A 21,719-nucleotide genomic window follows, 5' to 3' on the forward strand; every position below is an offset into this window, starting at 1 on the left:
ATTCTCTGACTAGTGACCAATTATGTCAATGGTCACTAATTACGGTGCCAGACTTCTTAGCACCAATGCCGCCAATTGGATTGCATCTTCCTCGGCAGTATCAAGGGAGGTCTGGAGTTGAAGAGGATCGGCCAGCGGTTTGAGCACCAGATAAACCGCAGCAGCCGTTTCATCCAGCGCCGTTTTACGCTCAAACTCTCCCGCAGCGCGTCCTTCACGCAGGATGGCCAGTACGGTTGCGCGCAGTGAAGCTTCATATTGGACGGCAGCAGCCCAGTGCTCACGCGAGGACGCCGCGGCGATGTCATACAGTTTACGTTCGCGGAAGAATAGCTCACTGCCTGCCACCGCAAGTGTTTTAAACAGTTGCCTTATTTTTTCCGTGGCTGACGGCGAACTATCCAGTGCGCCGTTTAGGCGTGCAGTTATCTCTGTAAGGCAATTGACACAGATGACTTCGCCAATTTCCTGTTTAGAGCCGAAAAATTTATAGATATAGGCTTTAGAGAATCCGATGGATCGCGCGAGATCGGATACGGTGGTTTTTTCAAAACCGTAGTGGCTAAAGTATTCCATTGCGGCAGCGACAATCTGGTCGCGAATGGTGTGATCGGAAGGACCCCGCGTGGCGGCGGGATTTTTTTGCTCTGTCATTTTTTAAACCTGCTCATTGAGCGAAGAGTGATGATTTGTGACCATTGGCTATTTTGGTCACATTTACCGGTCGCTTCAAGACCTCATTTACGCCGGCTACCATCGTGGAACAGCAAGCCACGCTACCAGCCACTCCGTTAACGCACTGATCTTTGCTGACTGTAACTGGCTGGAAGGCTTCACCAACCAGACGCCGTTTTCGCCAATCGCCGTCTATTCCGGCAGGGCAAGTGGTGATTGATTCGAATGTATGAATGCGGAGAATAAAGACCGCCCGTATGTCATATTGGGTGGCTTAATGCTACTGCCCACTCCGTGCCCCTCGGCAACGAGTCGACTGGCAATGGCGAGGTAGTGCGGATTTTGCTCTGAGGATTGCGACATGACCCCCTTTCATCAACTTACTGCCACCAGCCTGCGAGGCCAGCCCATCTCGATGGCCGAGTACGCTGGCAAACTGGTTCTGGTGGTTAATACCGCCAGCCATTGTGGATTTACGCCTCAATACGCTGGCCTTGAAACGCTCTATAAAAAGTACGCCGCTCAGGGGTTGGTGGTGCTTGGGTTTCCCTGCAACCAGTTTGGTAAGCAGGAACCCGGCGGTGCCGACGACATCGCGCAGACCTGTCACATCAACTACGGTGTGAGCTTTCCCATGTTCGAGAAAGTGGCAGTCAACGGCACCGCAACGCACCCAGTGTTTCGTTATCTGAAAGAGGAATTGCCCGGCGTGCTGGGTGGACGGATCAAGTGGAACTTCACTAAGTTCCTGATCGGACGCGACGGCAAACCGCTCAAGCGCTTTGCACCCTTCACCACCCCGGAAAAAATGGAAACCCTAATCCTCACCGCACTTGAAATCTAACGGTTACTGTTATTTGAACCGTCCGCTTTGTGCCAAAAGCGGACCTTGCAAATATTTAAAATCACTTACTAGCGTAAAAAAAACTCTCAATTTCCAGCCAGTTCTTCACCCGGTGGAAGCCTGTGACATGCTTATTATGTGGAGCAGAAAATAAAATCGCTTCACCATTAAATTTCTCAAAATGCCGCGCGTTATCATCGATAAGATAATCTGCATTGAGGATGCTTTTGCTTCCACAGAAAACAATATTCATCGGATTAATAAATGGAAAATGATATTCTAACCAGCGAAATTTCGCATCAAATGAAAGGGGAAACTCCATCGCTGCTGTGGTGATAAATATCTCGTACTTCCTGGCCAATATTTTAATTACTCGCTGACTATCAGGCATGACAGCCAGATCACCAAAAAATTTGGCTTCGCCGATCATCTCCTCGACCTGTTCCTTTATATCGGGCCGTAACTGCTGGATGGTTAATCCCTCGAGATCAGCCAGAGTAATGTGTGCATTAAAACGTGCATTAAAGCTTGGGATCATTTTGCCGTTAAAGTCAGCAATTACCTCATCCATATCAATCGCAATTCTTTTCATCAACTTTCCCTCTATCAATGCTGCAGCAGTAGTCTGACTTTTTAGTAAAAATTAGAAATAAATTCAGCGAGCATCTTTATGCAGTCGCTCAACAGCGCTAGCATTTTCTCGGTTCGCATTGCCCCATTCGCAGAGAGGTTGTAATGCAAGCGCAAGTGTTCTGCCAAAATCTGTAATCGCATATTCAACTTTTGGCGGTACTTCTCTGTAATCGTGTCTCAATACAATCCCATCTTCTGTTAAGTCCTTGAGTTGCTGAATTAATACTTTTTCACTGATACCTTCAGTAAGGCGCTTCAGCTCACCAAAACGTCGTGGACTAAATTGCAAATGAAACAACAGTATAGGTTTCCATTTACCACCTATATAACGCAGGGCCACATCAAGACCACAGACTGATTCCATTATCATAATCCTCATACATACCTTTTGGTAGGTACTATTATATTCGAAAGCATAAAGATAACATGCTTTTCCGCTTCTTAATCTGGATAAAAAAATGGGTAAGCTTGAAGGAAAAGTCGTTGTTATCACGGGTGCTAACAGCGGAATTGGTCTCGCCTCCGCTAAACGTTTTGCGGCTGAAGGTGCGCAAATCTTTATGACGGGAAGACGCGTGCGTGAATTAGAAGAAGCTGTAGTCGAGGTAGGACATGACGCAACCGGACTCGTCTGCGATATTTCGAATATGGATGATCTCAGTACTTTGTTCGAAGAAGTGAGGCGTAGGGCTGGCCGCATTGACGTTCTGTTTGCCAACGCAGGTGGCGGTGACTTTGCTTCTTTGTCGGCCGTGACCGAAAAACACTTCAATCGCATCTTCGACACCAATGTCAAAGGCACGCTTTTTACCGTACAAAAAGCATTACCTTTGCTGAAAGACGGTGCATCTATCATTCTGACAGGTTCAACCAGCGCAACCACCGGCGTACCTGAATTTAGCGTCTACAGCGCAAGTAAAGCAGCAGTGCGGAATTTTGCCCGATCCTGGATTCTTGAACTCGCGCCTCGAAAAATCCGGGTTAATATCTTGGTGCCCGGCGCCACTTCAACACCGGGTTGGCATGGTCTTTCGCCTGATGACAAATTCAATAGTGAAATGATAAGTGCTGTAGAAGCCACTACTCCTCTGGGCCGTCTGGCTGAACCTTCAGAAGTGGCTGCCGCCGCATTATTCCTTGCTTCTGATGACAGTAGCTTTGTTAACGGCAGTGAACTGTTTGTTGACGGTGGATCAGCTCAAATTTGAATATCATCTGCCTCTGAACAGCATCTCATAAAGTCCGGCCTTCTCCGGGCTTTTATAATATCTGCAATAAATGAGCTCACCAATTCTCTAATGATTAACACGCAGTGATGTGATTAATATCTTATATACTTTTCTTTTTCGCTCACAATGATCCTACCCTTCACTTTAGTTAGCTCAAGGCAAGGAGCGGCCTTCCTACTTTAGCCCGCACCGTTAGCGCCACCGCCCTGACGCTGGACGATGCCGAGTCCCAAATCGCGCTGCAGGCGCAACAGGCTGGCGATCACTATAGAATCATCGAAAGCTCTTCTAACAACGAAGTGCATATGACCTCTCGTCTGTTTAAATAATGAATTATCGAGGTAACAAAAAGCCATTCTTACATGGCTTTTTATTTTTATCATGGCTTTGAATTTTATCATACTGCCTTTTACTTCTGCATTTTCCACAACTAAAGAAACAAACTCCCTAACAGCCATTCCCTTACAAAATTCATTCCCAATATCTATGATTCGAGTTTCGCAAAAAGCGGACAATTCCCCACACGCACGTCCGCTTTGTGCTAGGAGTGGACGTCAGTATCAGGCACCGGATAAGGACATTCCGGCGCTTTAAGTAAGAGGCCAAAAGTTTGAGTAAGGCACACATGTCTTTAACTGAGACAATGGAAAGCGTCTTTTGAAAAACTTTCCGTTATCGACCCAACCACATAAAGCCATGCCATTTTCACATTCGAGCACAACCATTGTATTTCTTCTTTTTCGACGCCGAACAATTGTGCCCACTTCCATTATGTTGATGCCTGTCTGGAGAGGCATTTTCCATCTTCATGTCTGTTTAAGAGCACCGTTCTGATAATAAATTCATTACACCTATTGAGTTCGTCAATTTCGGGCTGAATTTTTCCGTAAACTCGCATGCCTTCCAGCATCATAAAAATGCTTATTGCCATTGTTCGTGGGCTTTCATCGGACCGAAAAAGCTGCTGCGTCTGACCTCTGCATAATATTTTTTCCAACTGATTGATTATTGAATTGAATTTATGATGAACCTTACTTTTTATCTCTGAATCACCCGGTAGAAGTTCACTGGCCGCGGCAATGGTAAAACAACCTTTTTCTCCATCAGGAGAAGATGATAAAAGCGCTACAAATTCTAACGTTTCGCGCAAAGCCTTTTCTGGAGATAACTCCGCATCGCGTTCTGCTGCTCTGGAAACACCTTCATCCATGTATTGCTGTAAGGCCGCGAGATAGATTGTGCGTTTATCAGGGTAAAGCTTATAGATACTGGCACTTGCAAGACCTGAGGCTTTCATGAGGTCTGACATTGATGTTGCCCGATATCCTTTTTGCCAGAAGCATTCCAGCGCGGTATTGAGAAATGTTTCAGGGTCGAATTCTCGGGGTCTGCCCACAGATGCTTTCATTAATCCTCCAGAAGTGAGAAATGATTGTAGATCGATCAATCTACAATTAAAAGCACCTTCTCAGATTTACCTGACAAACTTGTCCAAGCTGCAAAGCTTGATGAGAATATGTCCGCTTTTCGCTCATATCGGACCTTGTGCCCAAGTCAGTCCGCTTTGTGCTCAAAAGTGGACTCTAAACCAGAGGATACCCTTTTGTCTGATTACTATCAGCTTGTTGAAACTGTTCCGTCCGTAGAGGATTTTTGCCGCTTACGCATTATCTCAGGGTTGACGCCTCGTACCGCAGAGGGTGTCCGTCTGGGGCTGCCTAACAGCTGTTATGGTGTACATATATGCTGGCAGAATACTGTCGTCGGCATGGGACGTATAGTGGGTGACGGCGCCATTAATATGGAAATTGTCGATGTAGCTGTTGATCCAGAGCATCAGGGAAGAGGGCTGGGCCGCAAGCTAATGGAAAGTTTGGCAAACTGGCTCGATAAAAATGCATGTGATGGTGCTTATGTAACTCTCATGGCTGATGTCCCGGAGTTGTACGAAAAATTTGGCTTTATGCGAGTCAGCCCTGTGAGTGAAGGCATGGCAAGGGTCTGGAAACGAACTAAAACTACATAAGATAATGTCTGCTTTTCGCGCATATGGGACCCTGTCTAGCAGCTGTCTGCTTTGTGCCAGTAGAGGAAAATGAGATGTCACCTCAGGTAATCGCACGGTAACTTTATAATTCTTTAAATTAATATCATTACCGTTATATCGTTGTTAATGCTATTAACCTGCTCTTTTCTATCTATAAGCTTACTAAATAAGGATTAAAAGATGGTCTCGTTTCGCTTAATGACGCAAGAAGAGTACCCTGCTTATCTTGAATATTTTATTTCTGATTATGCAGATGAGATAGCGTCAAATTATCGGATGTCCAAAAGTGATTCGCTGGTGAGAGCCAGGCAGGAAATATCAGAATATTAAATAACATACTAAGTAATTTAAAACTATTTCCGCTAAGCCAATTTTCTTCCAGCCTGCGTAGTATATTAAATCCTTCAGCCATGCTCTGCGTTCTTAGCTCAACAAACCCCGGGTTGCCCGGGGTGAGATTTACGAATTGGATATCCATCAGTCATTCCAATGATTTCAGTCTTCATATTCTGGACATGATTAACTGAAGGGTTTAGCGTGAGAGTCGTAATGCCCTTGCCTTTGTAACTATAAATGCCTGCTTCGTGCCAGGATCGGACGTTGTCGGGAGCCTATCAGGCTAAATATTTCCAGCATCACGTTCCGGGATCCTCAACTTATGCACGAGTCAATTATTAAACATTCTCTTTTCCTTTTGCCACTAGCAGTGCAATGAATGCAGCGATGAAAACCAATGTCCTATTTGTCCCTCGTTAATTAAAAGTGTTAGCCCTTTGAAGTGAGATTTTTTTCATATCCGCTGAAGGTGGCAATCCAAAATATCTTGCGTATTCTCGGCTAAATTGAGTGTGGCTTTGATAGCCTACCGAAAGCGCGACATTCATAATATTTTCGCCGGAGGTGGCAAGCTTATATCGGGCCTGCATCAGGCGAATTTGTTTTTGGTATTGCATTGGGCTGAGGGCGGTAATAGCGCGGAAATGGCGATGAAAGGCGGATACGCTTAGTGCTGCCATTCCAGCCAGATCCTCTACCCGCAAAGATTGCGCATAATTCGTCTTAATCCAGTTAATTACCTTGTAGATACGTGCAAGATGGGTTTCAGGCGTAGCGATATCCCGTAACATCCAACCCATTGGTCCCTGCAGTACCCGAAAAAGAATTTCCCGTTCATACGCTGGTGCCAGAGCGGCTATTTCATCTGGCTTTCTGATAAGGCTAAGCATCCTTAACCAGGCATCCAGTAATTCCTGCGTTACTGGCGCTACCGAAAATCCTGAATGATAAAGATTAGCCGTGCTGGTTTTGGGAATACTATCCAATAGATCTGCAATAATTTCAGCTTTGGGCGTCAAACTGACGGCCAAATAAGGTGCATTGGTAACGTCATCAGGAAATACATTACCTACAGCGGGTAAGTCTACCGACATCACAAAGTAAGTTGCAGGATTATAGCGTAAGGTCCTGCCACCGACAGACATACTTTTTGAACCCGTCAAAATCAGGTTAATCATCGGCTCATAAACAGCAGAAAGTCTGTGCTCAGGAATTTCTCCCTGCACCATAGCCACCCGCGGTATTCCCGTTTCTGTCCGCTGATTTCCAGCTCCGGAAGCCAGCTCTCTTAGTTCGTGTAATTTATTTTCCATACGCGATTGATAGCACGCCTCCGTATCCAGCAACAGCATAAAAGCAGAATCGGGCAACAATCGAAGAGGATCGCATACGCCAGCGCCCCTCATGATGCGTAACCTGTGAAGCGTATTCTTTAACTTACAGGAGCAATGATGAAATACGTTCTGATTACCGGCGGTAGCCGGGGAATAGGTGCCAGTACAGCGATAGAGTGTGCCCGACGTGGATTTGGCGTCATTCTGACCTGGAACAGCCAAGGTGAATCTGCACAATCTATTGTTGAACGCATCAAGGCTGAAGGCGGTAAAGCCATTGCGATGCAGCTGGATGTGGGTGATGTTGGAAGTTTTGATCTATTCCGCAGTTCACTTGAGCAGGCGATGAAAACCCAATGGAATGCATCTGGTCTGGATGGTCTCGTTAACAACGCCGGTTACGGACTGTTTAATCCGCTTGATACAGTCACTGAAGCGCAATTTGATGGCTTAATGAATGTGCATCTTAAAGGGCCATTCTTTTTAACTCAGAAGCTGCTGCCTTTACTGCGTAAAGATTCCAGTATTGTGAATATTACCAGCGCCACCACGCGCGTAGCCATCGCTGGCGTAGCCCCTTATGCGGCGTTCAAAGGTGGCCTTGAAGTCCTTACTCGCTATATGGCTAAGGAGTTTGGTAGTCGTGGAATTAGGGTGAACGCGGTATCGCCCGGCCCCATCCGCACCGAGCTTGGCGGTGGACTTAATGATGAGCTTGAATCTCTGCTTGCTGCACAAACGGCGTTAGGACGCGTAGGTGAACCTCATGAAGTCGCGCGCGTGATTGCCTCACTATTAACGTCCGATGGTGGCTGGATCAGTGCACAGTCAATTGAAGTTGCGGGCGGCTTTCACGTCTGAAAGAGGAACACACTATGCTCGACCATATCTTTATTTCAGTCAGCGATCCTGAACGTTCCATCGCATTTTATGAGCGCGTTCTGCCTATTCTCGGCATCGTAAACCGTCATGATTATGACGGTAAACAGGGGCCTTCTGGGCACCCAGACCTGAAAGGCTTTGGTGCAAATGGCCGGATATTTTTTTGGCTCAGGCAGGGAGTCGTTTGCCCGGATGCTGTTCACGTAGGTTTCAATGCAGAATCGGAAAACATGGTCAACGACGCCCATGCTGAAGCACTCGCTGCGGGGGCAACCGAAATTCACCCTCCCGGCACGCAACGGCATTATGACCCTCGTTATTACGCGTCACAGGTCAGGGATCCCGATGGATATACCCTTGAATTTGTATACAAAAATTGGCAACAAGTTGGTCGAATATGAAGACTTTGATGATTTATGGCGCAAGCGGTTATACCGGCAGCATGATTGTTCAACACGTATTAGCGTCCGGCATTTCGGTCATTATTGCGGGGCGTAATAAAGAGAAATTGGCCGCTATGGCCAATGACCTGAACTTACCTTTTAACGTTTTCACTCTGGAAGACCCGTCTGTTGTCGATCAGGCGCTTGCAGGTGTAACGGTACTGCTTAACTGCGCGGGCCCATTTTTGCACACGGCTGACGTTCTGATAAAAGCAGCAGTACGCAATCAGGTGCATTACCTTGATATTGCCGCCGAACATGACAGCTATAGATTGGCTGAAGCCTATGATAGCGAAGCCAGCGCTGAGGGCGTTATGTTGCTTCCAGGATGCGGTGGAAGTGTTGCGATGCTGGGTTGCCTCGCCAGACATGCCGCAGATCGGGTTAAGTCACCCAGAAGCATCTCACTGGCCCTAAATGTGACAGGATCGATGTCACGAGGTTCAGCAGTAAGCGCGTTGGAGAATCTTTCGCCGGAATGTTTGGCCAGACTCAATGGGCAGCTCGTACCGACGGATCCTAAAGAACTGAGATCATTCGATTTTGGCAAAGGCGCACGTGAATGTTTTCCTGTAACCCTGCCAGATCTGATCACTGTCTGGAGAGCAACGGGTATCCCTGACATCGCTACGTTTGTACACGTTAGTGGGAATGGGTTCCCTCAGGGGGATTTATCCGCGATACCAGATGGTCCATCAGCCGAGGAGCGTGCAAGCAATCGCTATCAGGCTGCTGCCGAAGTCGTGGATGCTGAAGGAAAGAGAGTGAGAATGCTGCTAGACACTGTCAACGGTTACAGCTTTACTGCACTGGCTGCAACTGAGGCTGCAAGGAGAGTGTTGTCTGGACTCGCACGCCCAGGGTTCATTACGCCAGTAGAATTGTTTGGAAAAGGGTTCGCTGAAAGCATAGCTGACACCTCCATCACCGACGGCTGGAAAAATTTTCATAGTGAATGTGATAAACCCTGCTGCTTGTCTGAGGCAGAAAGAACGAAGGCATGCGCTGATGGAGATAAATGGCGATAGCCGATGACGAGATCAAATTCAATCTCAGCACCTGATAAGGGATGATAACTAATCTGGTCTCCTCGAAAGCCACTCATACTTTGAGGAACGACCGATACACCTCCTCCCACAGACACCAATGATAAGACTGCATGCATTCCATGTGCTTCCTGAGTAATCATCGGCACAAAGCCGGCATTGGCACAAAGTCGGATAACCTGCAGATGGAAGCTCCGTCCCTCAGGCATTGGCCACAAAATAAAGGGTTCACCTGCAAGATCGGCAAGCGTAAGGTCTGACCGCTTACTGAAAAGATGATCTTTTGGGATAGCCATACATAAACGATCACTGTCGAAATTGATCTGTTTGATGTCATCAGCCTTTTCAAAAGGGGGGATCAGTACAGCGATGTCTAATGTCCCGTCGCGTAGAGCAGCAATCTGTGCGGCGGTTGTTGCTTCTCGCAATTCAAGTCGTACCTTCGGATGGCTTGCCCTGAATTCACGAATAATATCGGGCAATCGGCCATAAAGTGCGCTTCCTACATAACCCACACGTAAAAAACCAGTTCGTCCTTCAGCCACATCTACCGTAGAAACAATGGTTTTTTCAGCCTGTCGCAGGGTTTCGCGTGCCTCAATGACAAAATTTTCTCCCGCAGGGGTCAGGCCAAGAACGCGATTACCACGCTCGATAAGAGTGACTCCGAGATCTTCCTCCAGTTTCTGTATGGCACTGGTCAGTGGAGGTTGCGACATATTCAGCCGTACAGCGGCCCGGTGAAAATGTAACTCCTCCGCGACAGCAATGAATTGCTCCATTCTTCGTAAAGTGATCCGTGCCCGACTCTCTGTCGTCATATCCCGCCATACCTCTTGTTTTTGAATCAATCTTGCCACGATACAATTAAAGTATTAACAGGTCATATAAATAGTATTTTATATATCAAAGTTATCACTCTATGTTGTTTTCTCAATCACTTAGTGAAAACGGCGAGGGTGACATGGTTGATTTTAAAGGTCGGGTTGTGCTTATCACCGGTGCGGGTCGCGGATTGGGATTCGCGTATGCCCGTTGTATGGGTCAGCTTGGCGCGATGGTTTTGATTCAGGATATCGGTGCCAATTCTGATGGCGAGGGCGTCGACCCTAATATTGCAGAACTGGCGGCAGAGACACTTCGATTTGAAGGGCTGAATGTGCATGCGATCCAGGGGGAACTGACCACACGCGAGAGCTGCCACAATTTGTGCAGAGACGCCCTTCAAGTCGCGGGTCGGCTGGATGCATTAATCCATAATGCGGGTTGGGTGGCTTACGAGAATATCGAGTCGATAGATGAAAGTTCTTTTGATCATATGATGGCCATTGCTGCCAAGGCACCTCTTTGGTTGGCACAGGCGGCCTGGCCTGCAATGAAAGCCGCTGGCTTTGGCCGCATCATTATGACGACTTCTTGCCGGGCGCTCTATCCGCAGTATGTTCATAATGGTCTTGCCTCCTACGCCGCAGCCAAGATGGCCGTAATCGGACTCACCAATGTCCTTACCAGTGAGGGCAAAAAAGATGGAATTATCGTCAATGCAATTTCTCCCGTTGCCCAGACACGTATGTGGGGGATAGAGGGGGAACCTGCTGAGCTCCACCCTTCGGAAGTGGCACCGGGAGTGGCCTATCTTGCCTCAGCAGAATGCACCGATGGGGGATGGATACTTCGTGCCGCGAACGGGCAGTTTCACGCAACCAAAATGAGGGAGGCCGCAAATGTGGACTATCCGCGAAATCTTCGCGCCGTTAAGGCATCAACTGCTCAGGAGGTTGCAGAGAACTGGCAGTCGATCGCTATTCCTGATGTGGAACCGCGACAGTGAATGGTATTTCGGTGGTATTTCCAGGCAAGGCTGTACTGGGAGAGTCACCCATCTGGAGCTGGTCAAGAGCCAGGCTTTTATGGGTTGATACACTTGGTGCTTCTCTCAATTATTTTGATCCCGTAACGGGCCGGAATGTGAAACATGCCATGCCCGGACCGCTGGGCTTTGTCGTGGAGAAAAATACGGGAGAGTTAATCATTGGCATAGGCTGCCATGTTGAGCTAATTGACAGAGCCGGTAAGAGACGAAGGATCGCCACTGCGCCACACGCACAGGAGGGCTTTCGCCTCAACGATGCGAGCCTGGACTCCTCAGGCCGCCTATGGGTTGGGCTGATAGATGAAGAATTGCAAGACGGTTCAGGCTATTTGTATCGCTTCGATCCAGACGGTAAGTGGCACACCGTCGATGCTGGTTTCACGCTTATCAATGGCATCAGCTGGAGTCTCGACTGCAAAACACTCTACGTCACTGATTCCCGACGTGGCGTAATTTACGGATATGATAACGATCCTGACTCAGGCGAAGTCAGTCATCGAAGGGAAGTTGCCAGCATTAATCCCAAAAAAGGTAAGCCTGACGGACTGATCGTTGATCAGTACGGATTTCTCCTGAGTGTACTCTTTGATGGCGCTGCCATTGCGCGGATATCTCCGGAAGGAGAAATCGAGCGATGGATTAATCTCCCCGTGCAGCGACCGACAAGCTGTGCCTTTGCAGATAATGATCGTTATCTGTATATCACCTCAGCGCGACTAGGAATATCGGAAACGCTTTTAGAGAAGATGCCGTATTCAGGGGCTTTATTAAGGCTCGACTATAAGCGTGCACTCGAAATTTGAACCTTTTGCAGACCGCCTAGTGCCAGAAGCGGACGCTGCATGTGTTATGGCATCATAAGTGCCGTCAATTTCCGAAAAAAAAGCGGCTCGATGGTGGCTTAATCGCGGACGATGTATTTAAAGGTATTCGATAATATTAAACCCTTCGTCAACCGTGGGTTCAGAGAAATAACTCGTTATGGTATCGAACTGTTGATCTGTAGCTGCAAAGTCGTGCGCACCCTCCGCGTTACGAGCGTGTAGCCGGGCTCTACAGACTTCATCAGGTACGTTCAAATAATGCAGACGATTATCAGCACCTGACTCCCTAATGGTACTCATCATCCATTCACGCTGTGTCCGTGTGTTTGCCGGGAAGTCCAGAACAACGGATAAACCCGCGTTGAGTAGTGCCACCAGGTGGGGCTTCATAGCGCTTTTGAGCTTTGAGGAACACTGAATATAATCTGCCACTGATTGCATTTCATTTGCATAGAGCGTAGCTAGCCAGTCGTCCTCACTAATAATTACGGAGCCAGGTAAAGCACCTAATTGTGCTGATAAGGTGGATTTACCTGATGCAATTTTTCCGCATAAAAGATGCAGGGTAGGTTTTACTGAAGTTGCCACTGTATCGAAGTCCATTTTTACCTCACTGGTTTGTTCCGGTAAGGCTCACCATACCGGTGGGAGGGGGTAAACTCTAATTAATTTAGCCTTATATATTAAATCTTAAGCAAGTTGCCAATATAAAAAGTTGTTCTTGGGATATATAAGCTGAGAAGTTATCATCTTAACCCGTATGGAATGAAGCCAATGAAATGGAATGTTTGATGAATTTTTTTATTAAAATAATCGCTGGGATAGCCTCACTTTCAGCCATAGGCTTTATGGCTGTTTATGCTGATATTAAACTTGGCATTAAGGCGGATACTGAGGCCTGCCCAGCTTTAAATGTACAACAGGTGGCCGATGCAGTAGTTGAGGATGTGACAAGGCCGGATAATCGGGTTTTTGCATCTCAAAATCTTACAACTGATGACGTAAACGTTCGAATAGACGAAGTTCAAATTGGGCCTACAAGTGCGCTTGTCACGTTTACCACATCCAAGGAGCCGAGGTTGGTATGGAGCGCAATGCCTCGCTGTTCTAATTTGAAAGATGTTGAATACGGGAATTAACAAAGACGCTTAATGTTCATCCACTTCCCATTAATTATTCTACAGCGGAGTCAGTTATGTTGTGAATATTTAGATAAAAATCGCGTTTTTCGCTCTAATCGGGCCTACTTCTTCGCTCACATCGTGCCACGAGTGGAAATAAAACATTAATGACATCGTTGCGTAATGAAACATATGACGTACAAGGTATTGCTTACATGGGACAAAGACCGTTTCTCGCTCAAAACTGCTTCTAAGTTCCAATCACGATGAGAGCCTACAGCGGTTCAGTGAAGCACTTTAATGTTAGAAGAGAGCATCCGGTAAGATCACTTGAGGATAAGCAGAATGCTTCTGGAAAAGCTCAGGTTGCTGGAATGCAGCCTTCACGATGACAGGCGAAAAGACCGGGAGTGTCTTGAGCGGCTTCTCCATTCTGAATTCCTGCAAATAACACGCTCAGGTGTGATGGTTGTCCGTTCAAAGACAATCACGTCGCTATTAAACGAGAAAACTGCATCGCCGATTATCAGCATTAATTTCCGACTCACCGAAATGGGGGGATGCTGCGCCATGCTTCACTACCGGACGTCTAATGCTGACGGCAGTCGTCCTGGATTGCGCTCTTCCTGCTGGCTGTATTCGGATAAAGGGCATTGGACTCTGGTTTTTCACCAGGGAACGCCAGCTGAAGGCACTGCTTAGGTTCGCTGCTGAGATGTTCTGTTCAATTTGCCTGTATAACGGTTCAGATACAAAAAAGGCCGCCCGTGGGCGACCTTTCCTGGCACTTCCTTTTGCGACCATCCGTTATTTGTACAGCTCAGCGGTCATGTGAACGACGTTGCCATTGCTGGCCTCAATGATTTTGTATTGTGCGCCTTGCTGCTGGGCCTGCGCGGCGATTTTAGCCTCGGCACCGTCCATAGTCAGGGACGTTGCGGTAACGCTCTGCGCGAAGCTGGCTGCTGACATCAGTGAAAGAGCGGCAACGGCGGCGATAGACATAGCTTTAATGGTTTTCATGGTCTTTATCCTTGGTTTGTATGGTTGAAAGCGCGTTTGCTTTCGATGGGATAATGATAACCATAGTTACTATTACCTAATTAACAATAAGTGCTGGTATTGTGATCGCGCTAACTATTGCGGCAATAGGTGTACTCGATGATCGGTTCGGCGCTGGGTTAATATGTTTAATGTGGAACACATCCCTGTAGCTATCATTTTGACGTCCGCTTATCGCTCATAGCCGTCCTTGAGCTTGCATTAGAAATGCCGCGTGCCAGAATCAGATGTTCTATCAACCATGCTTTAATTGCTGGATGAACAGATGATGAACAGATGATGAACAAGGTTTGTTTACGTCAGTTAAATGCTTATTCCGCAGTCAGCAAAAGGACTTAGCTTAGGCTGGTTTCACCACCATAGCGCGCTTGAACGACAGAAAACGTGACTGAAGCTGAGCGCCGCTACGTTTCTGGTGCGTCGCTGTCTTCTTTTCCCCGGCTCCTGGAGCCAGTACTACTACTGGCTGACTTTGAGCTGACTCAGCGCTACATTCACTGGGATGCGTTGAGCTAAGACCTGTCGCGTGCGGGTCTGCTACGCGCGAAGGCCGTACAGCCCAGAAAGATCAGCCTGCTTCGCCGCGCAGCCGGTGACGATAATGTTTAAGGACTACGTGTGTCACAATCTGACCGTACACAAAGCCGCCCAGCCCGGCCAGAATCACTGTGCCGACAATACCGAAAAAATACGATCCTGCGTAACCAAAGCCCCCGCAGACGGCGAGGCCCGCCCAGGACTGCCAATGGCGGAATGCTGCTTTATATGCGCTACGCCACCGGCTTCCGCGCTCCCACTGGGTTAGGCCTGCCAGTTCGGGAATGCTTTTTAGGGTCCAGTAGATTTTCATGTGTTCTCCTTTCACAATCTGCATAAATGATAATAATTATCAACTCCATGTCAAATTTTTAGCCCACCCTCCCCATTCCCGCCTCATAACTCCATAACCCAAAGCCGCAATCTTTGAAGACGAGATGGAAGCTAATGTGTGGGCGATTTACCTGATTGCGATTCAAATGTCCCCCGACGAACAGCAAGGTAGGGAGTCCACATAATCAGAACAAAGAAGTAATGGTGAAAATACGGAGTTCAGCAGATACCTAAATTTAGCACCGCTCACTTCCTGACCTTTTCTAATGCCATCGGACCTACGCCAATTCACCCGAAACGCATACTTATGCTGTGCGGCGAAGCTTGCCGAACAGCATGAGAGGGAAACAGTTTTAGAAGGAATGACCGTTGTGTGCCACTACCAGACGTCTTACGCTGACGGCAACTGCCAAGTATTGCGTTCATCGTATTGGCTGTGTCCGGAGAGAGGCCAGTGAACTCTGGTTTTTCATCAAGGGACGCCAGCTGAAGGTGGTGTCTAGATTCGTGGCCATATTCTTATGTTAAAAGGAATTCGGCAGGCCCCTTTTGTTCCAATCGGTTTGGGTCAGAGTAAACAGCATGCTGGCAGGCGCATTTTTAACATCGTGAATGTCCCTTACATACCTGAGTCCGGCATTCGTCAGGACTTTCTGCGATGCCAGGTGATTTGCTCTTACTGCGGCAGATATCTCAGGCATTTTGAGCTCAAAAAAACCGTAGCTGACCGCATAGTTAGCAAACTCTGTCGCCAGACCCTTCCCCCATGACTCAGTGGAGAAACGGTATCCCAGGTTATTGATAGCGTTATCGGCATAACTGCGGATACTCAGTCCGCCAAAGCCGATGGTCCTTTTGGGATTATCCTTCAAAGTGATAGCCCAGTTTCCGAAACCGTAATCCTCCCAGTGTTTAAGCCAGCGGGCCAAAACATCGCGAGCGTAATCAATATCAGGATACGGACCTGCAGGATTAAACGTATTTGTGGCAGGGTCGCCATAAATTCTGAATAGGTCATCTGCGTCTGAGGTGATTACAGGACGAAGATGCAGTCGGGAGGAAGTTAGCTGCAAAATGTCTCCTGAGCTTTTGATGGATTCTATGAGTTATCTTTCTTTTTTATAGCCAGAATTCTTCAGGTTCACAATGGGGGTTGTTTTTAAGGTGGAAGACTACCCATGCCATCATTAGTTTCACGTCCGCATCTTGCTCAAGCGGACTTCCTCACGTTCAGCTGTCCGCTTCGTGCCAAAAGCGGACATTGGCACTTCATTCTATATACTGGCTGAAGCGTAAGAGGTAGCCATCTGGATCCTGTACGAGAAACTCCCTTTGGCAGGCCGTCGTTTCTCCTATGTTATAGTGATTGTCGCGTAGCCCCCTGTACAACTTGAAGCCATTGGCTCGGACACGAGCAAGCACCGACTCGATATCTTCTACTTCTATCTGAAAATTAATGCCGCGACCCAGCGGTCTGACGAGTTCAGCCGTATTCCATCCTTCCGGATTATATTTCTCCAGCATCAGTTGTGCTTCGCCGAGACTGACGTAGGCAAAATCTGGCTCATTACGCCTTATCATGATGTTGAAACCAAGCACGTCAACATAGAAGTGTAGGGAGACAGAAAAATCCATTACGGTCAGTTCGGGAACCATGCGATTCCAGTAGGGAGCTTTCAGCTCAGTCATTACTCAACTCCATTTTTTAACTGGCGTAGCATATATCAGATGGCTTGAAGAAGGTTCAAGTCCATGAACTCAGCGACACAATTGTCAGATGCATTGTGTTGATGTCAGTTGTTCGCTCATAGCGGACCTGCCTTGCAATGTGCGCATCATGCCAAAAACAGATGTTAACAAGGGGATGTCATAATTATCTGTTAATAGCTCATCCTCCTTTACGTAGTCCTTTAAGTAGCGACTGCGTCGCACCAGAAGCGTTTCCGGATAACGAACACACCAACCCAAATTCACGGTGTATAGACGGTGTCAACGGCACCACGCACAGGCCGCGAAGTTCCTCCGGCAGGGCTGATTCAGGTACAAGGGCGACTCCCATGCCTTCACCGACCAGCTTACAGGCGCTGATCCAATCGCGTACTGTCACGCGTATGTCAGAGAGTTGCAAGCCTGCCTTTTCCATCAGGCTTTTTCCATTAACCACACATCCGCCCGTCGCCAAAATAAAGGGCTGGTCTGCAAGCTCCTCAAGCGTAATGCCATAAGTCCTTGCATGACGAGCCTGTAGATTACTGCCATGCATTACCGCCACCCAGGCATCCTGTCCTAATACAATCTCTGCACGACCGGGTACGGGATTCATTACCACGCCCAGTTCAACGGTGTCTGCTGCCAGCCACTCCTCTACTTCCTCATCCGTACCTTCAAGGATTATCACTTCAATACCTGGATGCAGGCGCTTAAAGTTCCGCAGCAGTCCGGGCAACAATGTTGAAGTCACTGATGGAAAACTGGCCAGCCGAATGCGCCCGCTAGTTAACCCCCGGCTCTCGTCAGCCAGCACGCGGATTGCGTTCAGCTGCGCAAGCATGTTTCTTGCGTGTTCGATAACCGGCTCACCCAGCGCGGTGACACCGATATAGCGTCGCTCCCGCGTAAATAACGGGAATCCCAGTGAAGCCTCTAATTGGGCAATAGCCTGGCTGGCACCAGACTGGGTCATTCCTATCTCCACGGCGGCGCGCGAGATATTACAGGCATCCGCCACAGCCACTATTAGTCGCCAATGTAAGAGATTCATCATAATTATCAGTAGCTCAGCTAATAGTAGTTTTTTATATCATTAATTTTACAGGGTGATGCTCGTAAATTACAGTGCGTTCAGGATCGCGCAGGACGTTGCTTGACGGCTTTTCAATTGAAACGGAGAAAAAATGAAACTCTACTACGCCCCGGATACCTGTTCGTTGTCACCACACATTGTGCTGCGCGAACTGGAGCTAGAATTTGAATTAGTCAAAGTAGACAACAGAAGCAAGCTCACCACTGACGGACGCGATTTCCGGACCATTAACCCTAAGGGGTATGTGGCTGCACTTGAAATGGATGATGGGCAGATACTGACTGAAGGTCCGGCCATTGTGCAGTACCTTGCTGATATTAAACCGGAGAAGGGTCTGGCACCGCGAGCAGACACCTGGGCTCGGGTGCGTCTGCAGGAATGGCTGAACTTTATCACCAGTGAAATACACGCCGGTTCGGCACCGTTGTTCAACCGCATGCTCTCTGAAGACATCAAAGCAATTTTTCGTGAGAAGTTATTCCGTCAGTTCGATTTCCTCCAGAGGACTCTCAGCGAAACAACCTACCTGACGGGTCCTTCCTTTAGTGTTGCTGATGCTTACCTCTTCACTGTGCTAGGTTGGTGTAGATTGTTCTCCATCGAGCTGAATCGCTGGCCGGCGTTATCAACGTATAGGGACATGATCAATGCGCGTCCTGCTGTGCAGGCCGCATTACTTGCTGAAGCGCAGTAAGGTCGTCAGCCACTCAATGAGAGTCACAATGTTGAAGTGGCTGCAAACGGGAAATACGGCTTCTCGCTCTACGCGGACATCGGCCTGCTGATCAGACCGCTTTGTGCCATAAGCGGACATCTGCGTTCTGATTCAACACAAACGGGTGATCGAGAGTAATTTTGTATTAAATAAACGTACTTCTTACTTGTCAGGTTTGAGAGGCGCCCCCGTCAGCGAACAGCTCTATACCATTCACATAACTTGAGGCATCACTGGCCAGGAAAGAAACAACAGCGGCTATTTCTTCCGGTTCTCCGATACGTCCCAACGGACTTTTAGCGGTGAGGAAGGCGATCCCCTCTTCGGCATTATCGCCAAATGCGGCTCTGAGCGACGCCGTATTCACAGGGCCCGGGCTGACAATGTTTATGCGTATACCCGAACCGTGCAGCTCTGTAATCCAGCTTCTCATCATGTTTCTGACTGCGGCTTTGGTCGCACCATAAATACTCATGGTGGGTCCCGGGTCTGCTGACGCCGTCGAGCCAATGATAATCACGCTTGAACCCTTTCCAAGCAAGGGCAAAGCCTGCTGAACAGTCAACACAACGCCTTTAACATTGGTGGCAAACTGGTCGTGGATCTGTTTTTCAGTGATTTCACCAAGCGGCGCATGCACCCCACCGCCGGCATTCGCGACAAGAATATCAATGTGGCCGAATTCCGCTTTAACCTGTTCATAAAGCGCATCAAGACTAACCTTACTGCTGACGTCAGCCACAATCCCTTTTACATTTTTCCCCAGAGCCTTTACCGCCTCCTGAAGGGTTTCTGCATTCCGGCCAGTGATAATGATGTCTGCGCCTTCATCGCTCATACTTTTTGCTATAGCCAGACCAATACCGCTTCCGCCACCAGTAATTACGGCCACCTTACTTTTAAATGACTGATTCATAATTGCACCATAAGTTGATTTGTAGTGGTCACTATATACAACCCTACACAGACTTTCACTAACTCTTTATAGCGATCACTACAAAAAAGCTTTAAGATGGCTGTCGAGACATTTGTGATGCAACGGAAAAAACACATGAACGATACCGAAAAAACAATAAAAGCACCCAGGCGGGCATTTGACAGAGAGTCCGGCGTGCAGACGGCTAAAGCGCTGTTTCATCAGCGTGGTTATGATGCTGTCGGTATTACGGAACTGACAAAGACGCTGAATATAAATCCTCCCAGCCTTTACGCCGCTTACGGTAGTAAAGCAGGGCTGTTTGAACGCTGCCTTGATCTCTATGTGGCAGAAGGAAACCTGCCGGCTGACAAAATTCTGACTCCGGGCAGGCCGCTGAATGAGGCGGTGGCAGATCTTTTTATAACTGCTGCACGCTTATACGCCCGATCTCATGTTCAGCGAGGCTGTCTTGTGGCTGAAGGTATGCGTGCCGATGATCCACAGGCCCGGGATCTGGCAAGTCGCTATGGTGAGGCAGGGATTCAGTTCATAAGAAGTTATATCCGGCAGTATGAACCTGCACGGGACCGCGAGCTTTCTGATTATGTCGTGACGACGCTACGGGGCTTTTCTGCAGCCGCAGTAACGGGACTGTCAAAAGCCAGGTTAACTGCCGTGGCTCAGCTGGCCGGACAGACATTCAGCGCTCTCATGACGCCAAAAAATGTTTAACCAGGAGATAAAAGTTATGTCTGTTATCGACCATGTTGAAATTGCTGTAAAAAATGCACAGGTATCGCTTAAGTTTTTTGAAGCAGCGCTCGCTCCTCTGGGGTTCAGCCTGATTATTTCCGTGTCTCCGGAGCGGACGTTAACAGGCGGCACCCGGCACGGGCTGGGCCCGGAGGGATACCCGAGGCTCTGGCTTCATGATAAAGATCTAACAGGCGCCTCAACACATCTGGCTTTTGCTACCAGTGAACGGGCCACAGTCGACGAATTCTGGCGTGCCGCTCTACAGGCAGGCGGCAGAGACAATGGCGAGCCGGGAATTCGCAACCATTACCACTCTCAATACTACGCCGCTTATGTCCTGGATCCTGACGGTAATAACATCGAAGTCGTTTGTCAGGAAGGATAAGTAAGACTGCCGTCGCGTTGTGAGATTGAAGCACGTCTGAGTTACTGCCTGTTGGGTTTGCCTGCCTGCCAGTCACTAAATAAAACATCGAAACATGAGTTATTGCCCCGTTACAACAGTAAATTTTCTGCCGCATTAATCGTGGTGATTCAACGGGCTTTCTGCACCATTAGCCTCGTTCCGGAGACTTGCAGCGTCTTTTAAAGGAGAGCGACCAAAGAAACGGGCGTACTCACGAATAAACTGGGGCACGCTGCGATAGCCCACCTCCATGGCTACAGACGTAACGCTCTGCTGACGCGCCAGTAATTTGGTTCTGGCATGATGAAGGCGGACGCGTTTCTGATACTGAACCGGACTCATGTTTGTCACGGACTTAGAATGACGAAGAAAGGCCGATACGCTCATGGCTTCCTGGCCGGCCAGTGATTCAACCATAAATTCATCAGCAATTATGTCTTATCCAGCGAATCGCATTACCTATCCGCGCCAGCATGGTTCCCGGTGAAGCAATATCCCTCAGCATCCAGCCGTGTGGGCCTTTCAGAATATGAGTTAGGGCGGTAAGGGATTGAAGTTAAGCAGTAGAATGGTACTGGTTCATCGGCGATGTGATGTCTTTGTTGAACAACGTATCAGCTTGTTTGATCGTCCGCTCTGTGCCAAAAGCGGAAGTAGCTAACAACAGTCGGTGTCAATCATCGGGGAGCAGGTCAAGCAACGCCCACACATATTAAGTATTTTACATCCATATGAATAGTCAGATGGTTAGTTCAACCAAGTCATGAACTCCACGGTAGATGTGGATATGAGATTTAATGGGCTGGGAGTCGCTCTACTGCTTATTGGCAGCCATCCGCCTAAATCGGCTGAAAGTAACCTCTCATACCAATGATATTTTTGGTCATATCAAGTCAGACTA

At 48.1% G+C, this 21,719-nt stretch carries 29 protein-coding genes and 2 pseudogenes; 15 read left to right on the forward strand and 16 right to left on the reverse strand.

Translation table 11 applies throughout. The features are described 5' to 3' along the window. Positions 1–39: 39 nt before the first annotated feature. Complete coding sequence (locus WH298_RS21900) at positions 40–654, reverse strand: TetR/AcrR family transcriptional regulator (protein ID WP_180824038.1); 615 nt, start codon at positions 652–654, stop codon at positions 40–42. A 37-nt stretch (positions 655–691) separates the two neighbouring features. On the opposite strand from WH298_RS21900, the gene WH298_RS21905 reads away from it, so the two are divergent. Both WH298_RS21905 and WH298_RS21910 read left to right on the forward strand, forming a co-directional pair. Beyond that, positions 692–895: a hypothetical protein gene (locus WH298_RS21905; protein ID WP_180824039.1), complete on the forward strand. Its 204-nt coding sequence runs from the start codon at positions 692–694 to the stop codon at positions 893–895. Positions 896–1,036: 141 nt separating this feature from the next. Then, positions 1,037–1,519, forward strand: coding sequence for a glutathione peroxidase (locus WH298_RS21910; RefSeq protein ID WP_180824040.1), 483 nt, complete (start codon positions 1,037–1,039; stop codon positions 1,517–1,519). A gap of 61 nt (positions 1,520–1,580) precedes the next feature. Here WH298_RS21910 and WH298_RS21915 read toward each other — a convergent pair whose 3' ends face one another. Then, a complete protein-coding gene (locus WH298_RS21915; protein ID WP_180824041.1) occupies positions 1,581–2,111 on the reverse strand; it encodes a 5' nucleotidase, NT5C type in 531 nt (176 codons plus the stop codon). A 63-nt stretch (positions 2,112–2,174) separates the two neighbouring features. Continuing rightward, a complete protein-coding gene (locus WH298_RS21920) occupies positions 2,175–2,516 on the reverse strand; it encodes a winged helix-turn-helix transcriptional regulator (protein WP_180824042.1) in 342 nt (113 codons plus the stop codon). A gap of 94 nt (positions 2,517–2,610) precedes the next feature. Here WH298_RS21920 and WH298_RS21925 point away from each other — a divergent pair, with 94 nt between their 5' ends. Then, positions 2,611–3,360, forward strand: coding sequence for an SDR family NAD(P)-dependent oxidoreductase (locus tag WH298_RS21925; protein ID WP_180824043.1), 750 nt, complete (start codon positions 2,611–2,613; stop codon positions 3,358–3,360). A gap of 260 nt (positions 3,361–3,620) precedes the next feature. Then, entirely contained in the window at positions 3,621–3,710 is a 90-nt protein-coding gene (locus WH298_RS21930) for a hypothetical protein (RefSeq protein WP_238344527.1), read from the forward strand. Between the two features lie 440 nt (positions 3,711–4,150). On the opposite strand, the gene WH298_RS21935 is transcribed toward WH298_RS21930, so the two are convergent. Further along, on the reverse strand, positions 4,151–4,789 hold the full coding sequence (locus tag WH298_RS21935) for a TetR/AcrR family transcriptional regulator (protein WP_180824044.1): 639 nt from the start codon (positions 4,787–4,789) through the stop codon (positions 4,151–4,153). 195 nt (positions 4,790–4,984) lie between these two features. Here WH298_RS21935 and WH298_RS21940 point away from each other — a divergent pair, with 195 nt between their 5' ends. Further along, positions 4,985–5,407, forward strand: coding sequence for a GNAT family N-acetyltransferase (locus WH298_RS21940; protein ID WP_036619826.1), 423 nt, complete (start codon positions 4,985–4,987; stop codon positions 5,405–5,407). Positions 5,408–5,608: 201 nt separating this feature from the next. Continuing rightward, positions 5,609–5,752, forward strand: a pseudogene (locus WH298_RS21945) (GNAT family N-acetyltransferase); the annotation flags it as partial. 34 nt (positions 5,753–5,786) lie between these two features. Here WH298_RS21945 and WH298_RS21950 read toward each other — a convergent pair. Continuing rightward, positions 5,787–5,906: pseudogene (locus WH298_RS21950) on the reverse strand (GNAT family N-acetyltransferase); the annotation flags it as partial. 274 nt (positions 5,907–6,180) lie between these two features. Further along, on the reverse strand, positions 6,181–7,077 hold the full coding sequence (locus WH298_RS21955; protein WP_180824305.1) for an AraC family transcriptional regulator: 897 nt from the start codon (positions 7,075–7,077) through the stop codon (positions 6,181–6,183). Positions 7,078–7,215: 138 nt separating this feature from the next. Here WH298_RS21955 and WH298_RS21960 point away from each other — a divergent pair, with 138 nt between their 5' ends. Genes WH298_RS21960 through WH298_RS21970 form a run of 3 tightly spaced genes read left to right on the forward strand, consistent with a single transcriptional unit; the run spans position 7,216 to position 9,451 of the window. Continuing rightward, on the forward strand, positions 7,216–7,959 hold the full coding sequence (locus WH298_RS21960) for an SDR family NAD(P)-dependent oxidoreductase (protein WP_180824045.1): 744 nt from the start codon (positions 7,216–7,218) through the stop codon (positions 7,957–7,959). A gap of 14 nt (positions 7,960–7,973) precedes the next feature. Then, positions 7,974–8,381 carry a VOC family protein gene (locus tag WH298_RS21965; RefSeq protein WP_180824046.1) on the forward strand — a complete coding sequence of 136 codons (408 nt, stop codon included), beginning with the start codon at positions 7,974–7,976 and terminating at the stop codon, positions 8,379–8,381. Then, positions 8,378–9,451, forward strand: coding sequence for a saccharopine dehydrogenase family protein (locus WH298_RS21970; protein WP_180824047.1), 1,074 nt, complete (start codon positions 8,378–8,380; stop codon positions 9,449–9,451). The genes WH298_RS21965 and WH298_RS21970 overlap by 4 nt, the downstream gene beginning before the upstream one ends. Here WH298_RS21970 and WH298_RS21975 read toward each other — a convergent pair. After that, positions 9,370–10,251, reverse strand: coding sequence for a LysR family transcriptional regulator (locus WH298_RS21975; RefSeq protein WP_238344503.1), 882 nt, complete (start codon positions 10,249–10,251; stop codon positions 9,370–9,372). The two genes, WH298_RS21970 and WH298_RS21975, sit on opposite strands and share 82 nt — an antisense overlap. A 140-nt stretch (positions 10,252–10,391) precedes the next feature. Here WH298_RS21975 and WH298_RS21980 point away from each other — a divergent pair, with 140 nt between their 5' ends. Together WH298_RS21980 and WH298_RS21985 are read left to right on the forward strand one after the other, a co-directional pair. Next, on the forward strand, positions 10,392–11,300 hold the full coding sequence (locus WH298_RS21980) for an SDR family NAD(P)-dependent oxidoreductase (protein ID WP_238344504.1): 909 nt from the start codon (positions 10,392–10,394) through the stop codon (positions 11,298–11,300). Beyond that, positions 11,297–12,145: an SMP-30/gluconolactonase/LRE family protein gene (locus WH298_RS21985; RefSeq protein WP_180824048.1), complete on the forward strand. Its 849-nt coding sequence runs from the start codon at positions 11,297–11,299 to the stop codon at positions 12,143–12,145. The genes WH298_RS21980 and WH298_RS21985 overlap by 4 nt, the downstream gene beginning before the upstream one ends. A gap of 117 nt (positions 12,146–12,262) precedes the next feature. On the opposite strand, the gene WH298_RS21990 is transcribed toward WH298_RS21985, so the two are convergent. Next, entirely contained in the window at positions 12,263–12,769 is a 507-nt protein-coding gene (locus WH298_RS21990; protein ID WP_180824049.1) for a P-loop nucleotide/nucleoside kinase family protein, read from the reverse strand. A gap of 188 nt (positions 12,770–12,957) precedes the next feature. Between WH298_RS21990 and WH298_RS21995 the strand changes: the two genes are divergently transcribed. After that, positions 12,958–13,305, forward strand: coding sequence for a hypothetical protein (locus tag WH298_RS21995; protein WP_180824050.1), 348 nt, complete (start codon positions 12,958–12,960; stop codon positions 13,303–13,305). Between the two features lie 285 nt (positions 13,306–13,590). Here the strand turns inward: WH298_RS21995 and WH298_RS22000 are convergent, their stop codons facing one another. The 6 genes from WH298_RS22000 to WH298_RS22025 all read right to left on the reverse strand — a co-directional run bounded on the left by WH298_RS22000 (position 13,591) and on the right by WH298_RS22025 (position 17,983). Next, positions 13,591–13,719 carry a hypothetical protein gene (locus tag WH298_RS22000; protein WP_255438399.1) on the reverse strand — a complete coding sequence of 43 codons (129 nt, stop codon included), beginning with the start codon at positions 13,717–13,719 and terminating at the stop codon, positions 13,591–13,593. A gap of 375 nt (positions 13,720–14,094) precedes the next feature. Further along, the gene (locus WH298_RS22005) at positions 14,095–14,310 is read right to left on the reverse strand and encodes a YdgH/BhsA/McbA-like domain containing protein (protein ID WP_008102115.1); all 216 of its coding nucleotides are present in this window, start codon (positions 14,308–14,310) and stop codon (positions 14,095–14,097) included. A gap of 607 nt (positions 14,311–14,917) precedes the next feature. Next, complete coding sequence (locus WH298_RS22010) at positions 14,918–15,199, reverse strand: hypothetical protein (protein ID WP_180824051.1); 282 nt, start codon at positions 15,197–15,199, stop codon at positions 14,918–14,920. A gap of 544 nt (positions 15,200–15,743) precedes the next feature. Then, positions 15,744–16,292 (reverse strand): GNAT family N-acetyltransferase, encoded by a 549-nt coding sequence (locus WH298_RS22015; RefSeq protein WP_180824052.1) that lies wholly within the window; start codon positions 16,290–16,292, stop codon positions 15,744–15,746. Between the two features lie 196 nt (positions 16,293–16,488). Beyond that, entirely contained in the window at positions 16,489–16,908 is a 420-nt protein-coding gene (locus tag WH298_RS22020) for a bleomycin resistance protein (RefSeq protein WP_180824053.1), read from the reverse strand. Between the two features lie 199 nt (positions 16,909–17,107). Continuing rightward, the gene (locus WH298_RS22025) at positions 17,108–17,983 is read right to left on the reverse strand and encodes a LysR family transcriptional regulator (RefSeq protein ID WP_180824054.1); all 876 of its coding nucleotides are present in this window, start codon (positions 17,981–17,983) and stop codon (positions 17,108–17,110) included. A 130-nt stretch (positions 17,984–18,113) separates the two neighbouring features. Between WH298_RS22025 and gstA the strand changes: the two genes are divergently transcribed. Beyond that, positions 18,114–18,716 carry a glutathione transferase GstA gene (gene gstA / locus WH298_RS22030; protein WP_180824055.1) on the forward strand — a complete coding sequence of 201 codons (603 nt, stop codon included), beginning with the start codon at positions 18,114–18,116 and terminating at the stop codon, positions 18,714–18,716. Positions 18,717–18,906: 190 nt separating this feature from the next. On the opposite strand, the gene WH298_RS22035 is transcribed toward gstA, so the two are convergent. Further along, entirely contained in the window at positions 18,907–19,653 is a 747-nt protein-coding gene (locus WH298_RS22035) for an SDR family NAD(P)-dependent oxidoreductase (RefSeq protein WP_180824056.1), read from the reverse strand. 135 nt (positions 19,654–19,788) lie between these two features. Here WH298_RS22035 and WH298_RS22040 point away from each other — a divergent pair, with 135 nt between their 5' ends. Together WH298_RS22040 and WH298_RS22045 are read left to right on the forward strand one after the other, a co-directional pair. Beyond that, entirely contained in the window at positions 19,789–20,388 is a 600-nt protein-coding gene (locus WH298_RS22040) for a TetR/AcrR family transcriptional regulator (protein ID WP_238344505.1), read from the forward strand. 16 nt (positions 20,389–20,404) lie between these two features. Continuing rightward, positions 20,405–20,797, forward strand: a complete 393-nt coding sequence (locus WH298_RS22045; RefSeq protein ID WP_180824057.1) for a VOC family protein — start codon at positions 20,405–20,407, stop codon at positions 20,795–20,797. A gap of 135 nt (positions 20,798–20,932) precedes the next feature. On the opposite strand, the gene WH298_RS22050 is transcribed toward WH298_RS22045, so the two are convergent. Next, on the reverse strand, positions 20,933–21,235 hold the full coding sequence (locus tag WH298_RS22050) for a helix-turn-helix transcriptional regulator (RefSeq protein ID WP_238344506.1): 303 nt from the start codon (positions 21,233–21,235) through the stop codon (positions 20,933–20,935). Positions 21,236–21,719: the final 484 nt, after the last annotated feature.

The organism is Pantoea nemavictus (assembly GCF_037479095.1).
GTDB classification, from domain to species: domain Bacteria; phylum Pseudomonadota; class Gammaproteobacteria; order Enterobacterales; family Enterobacteriaceae; genus Pantoea; species Pantoea nemavictus.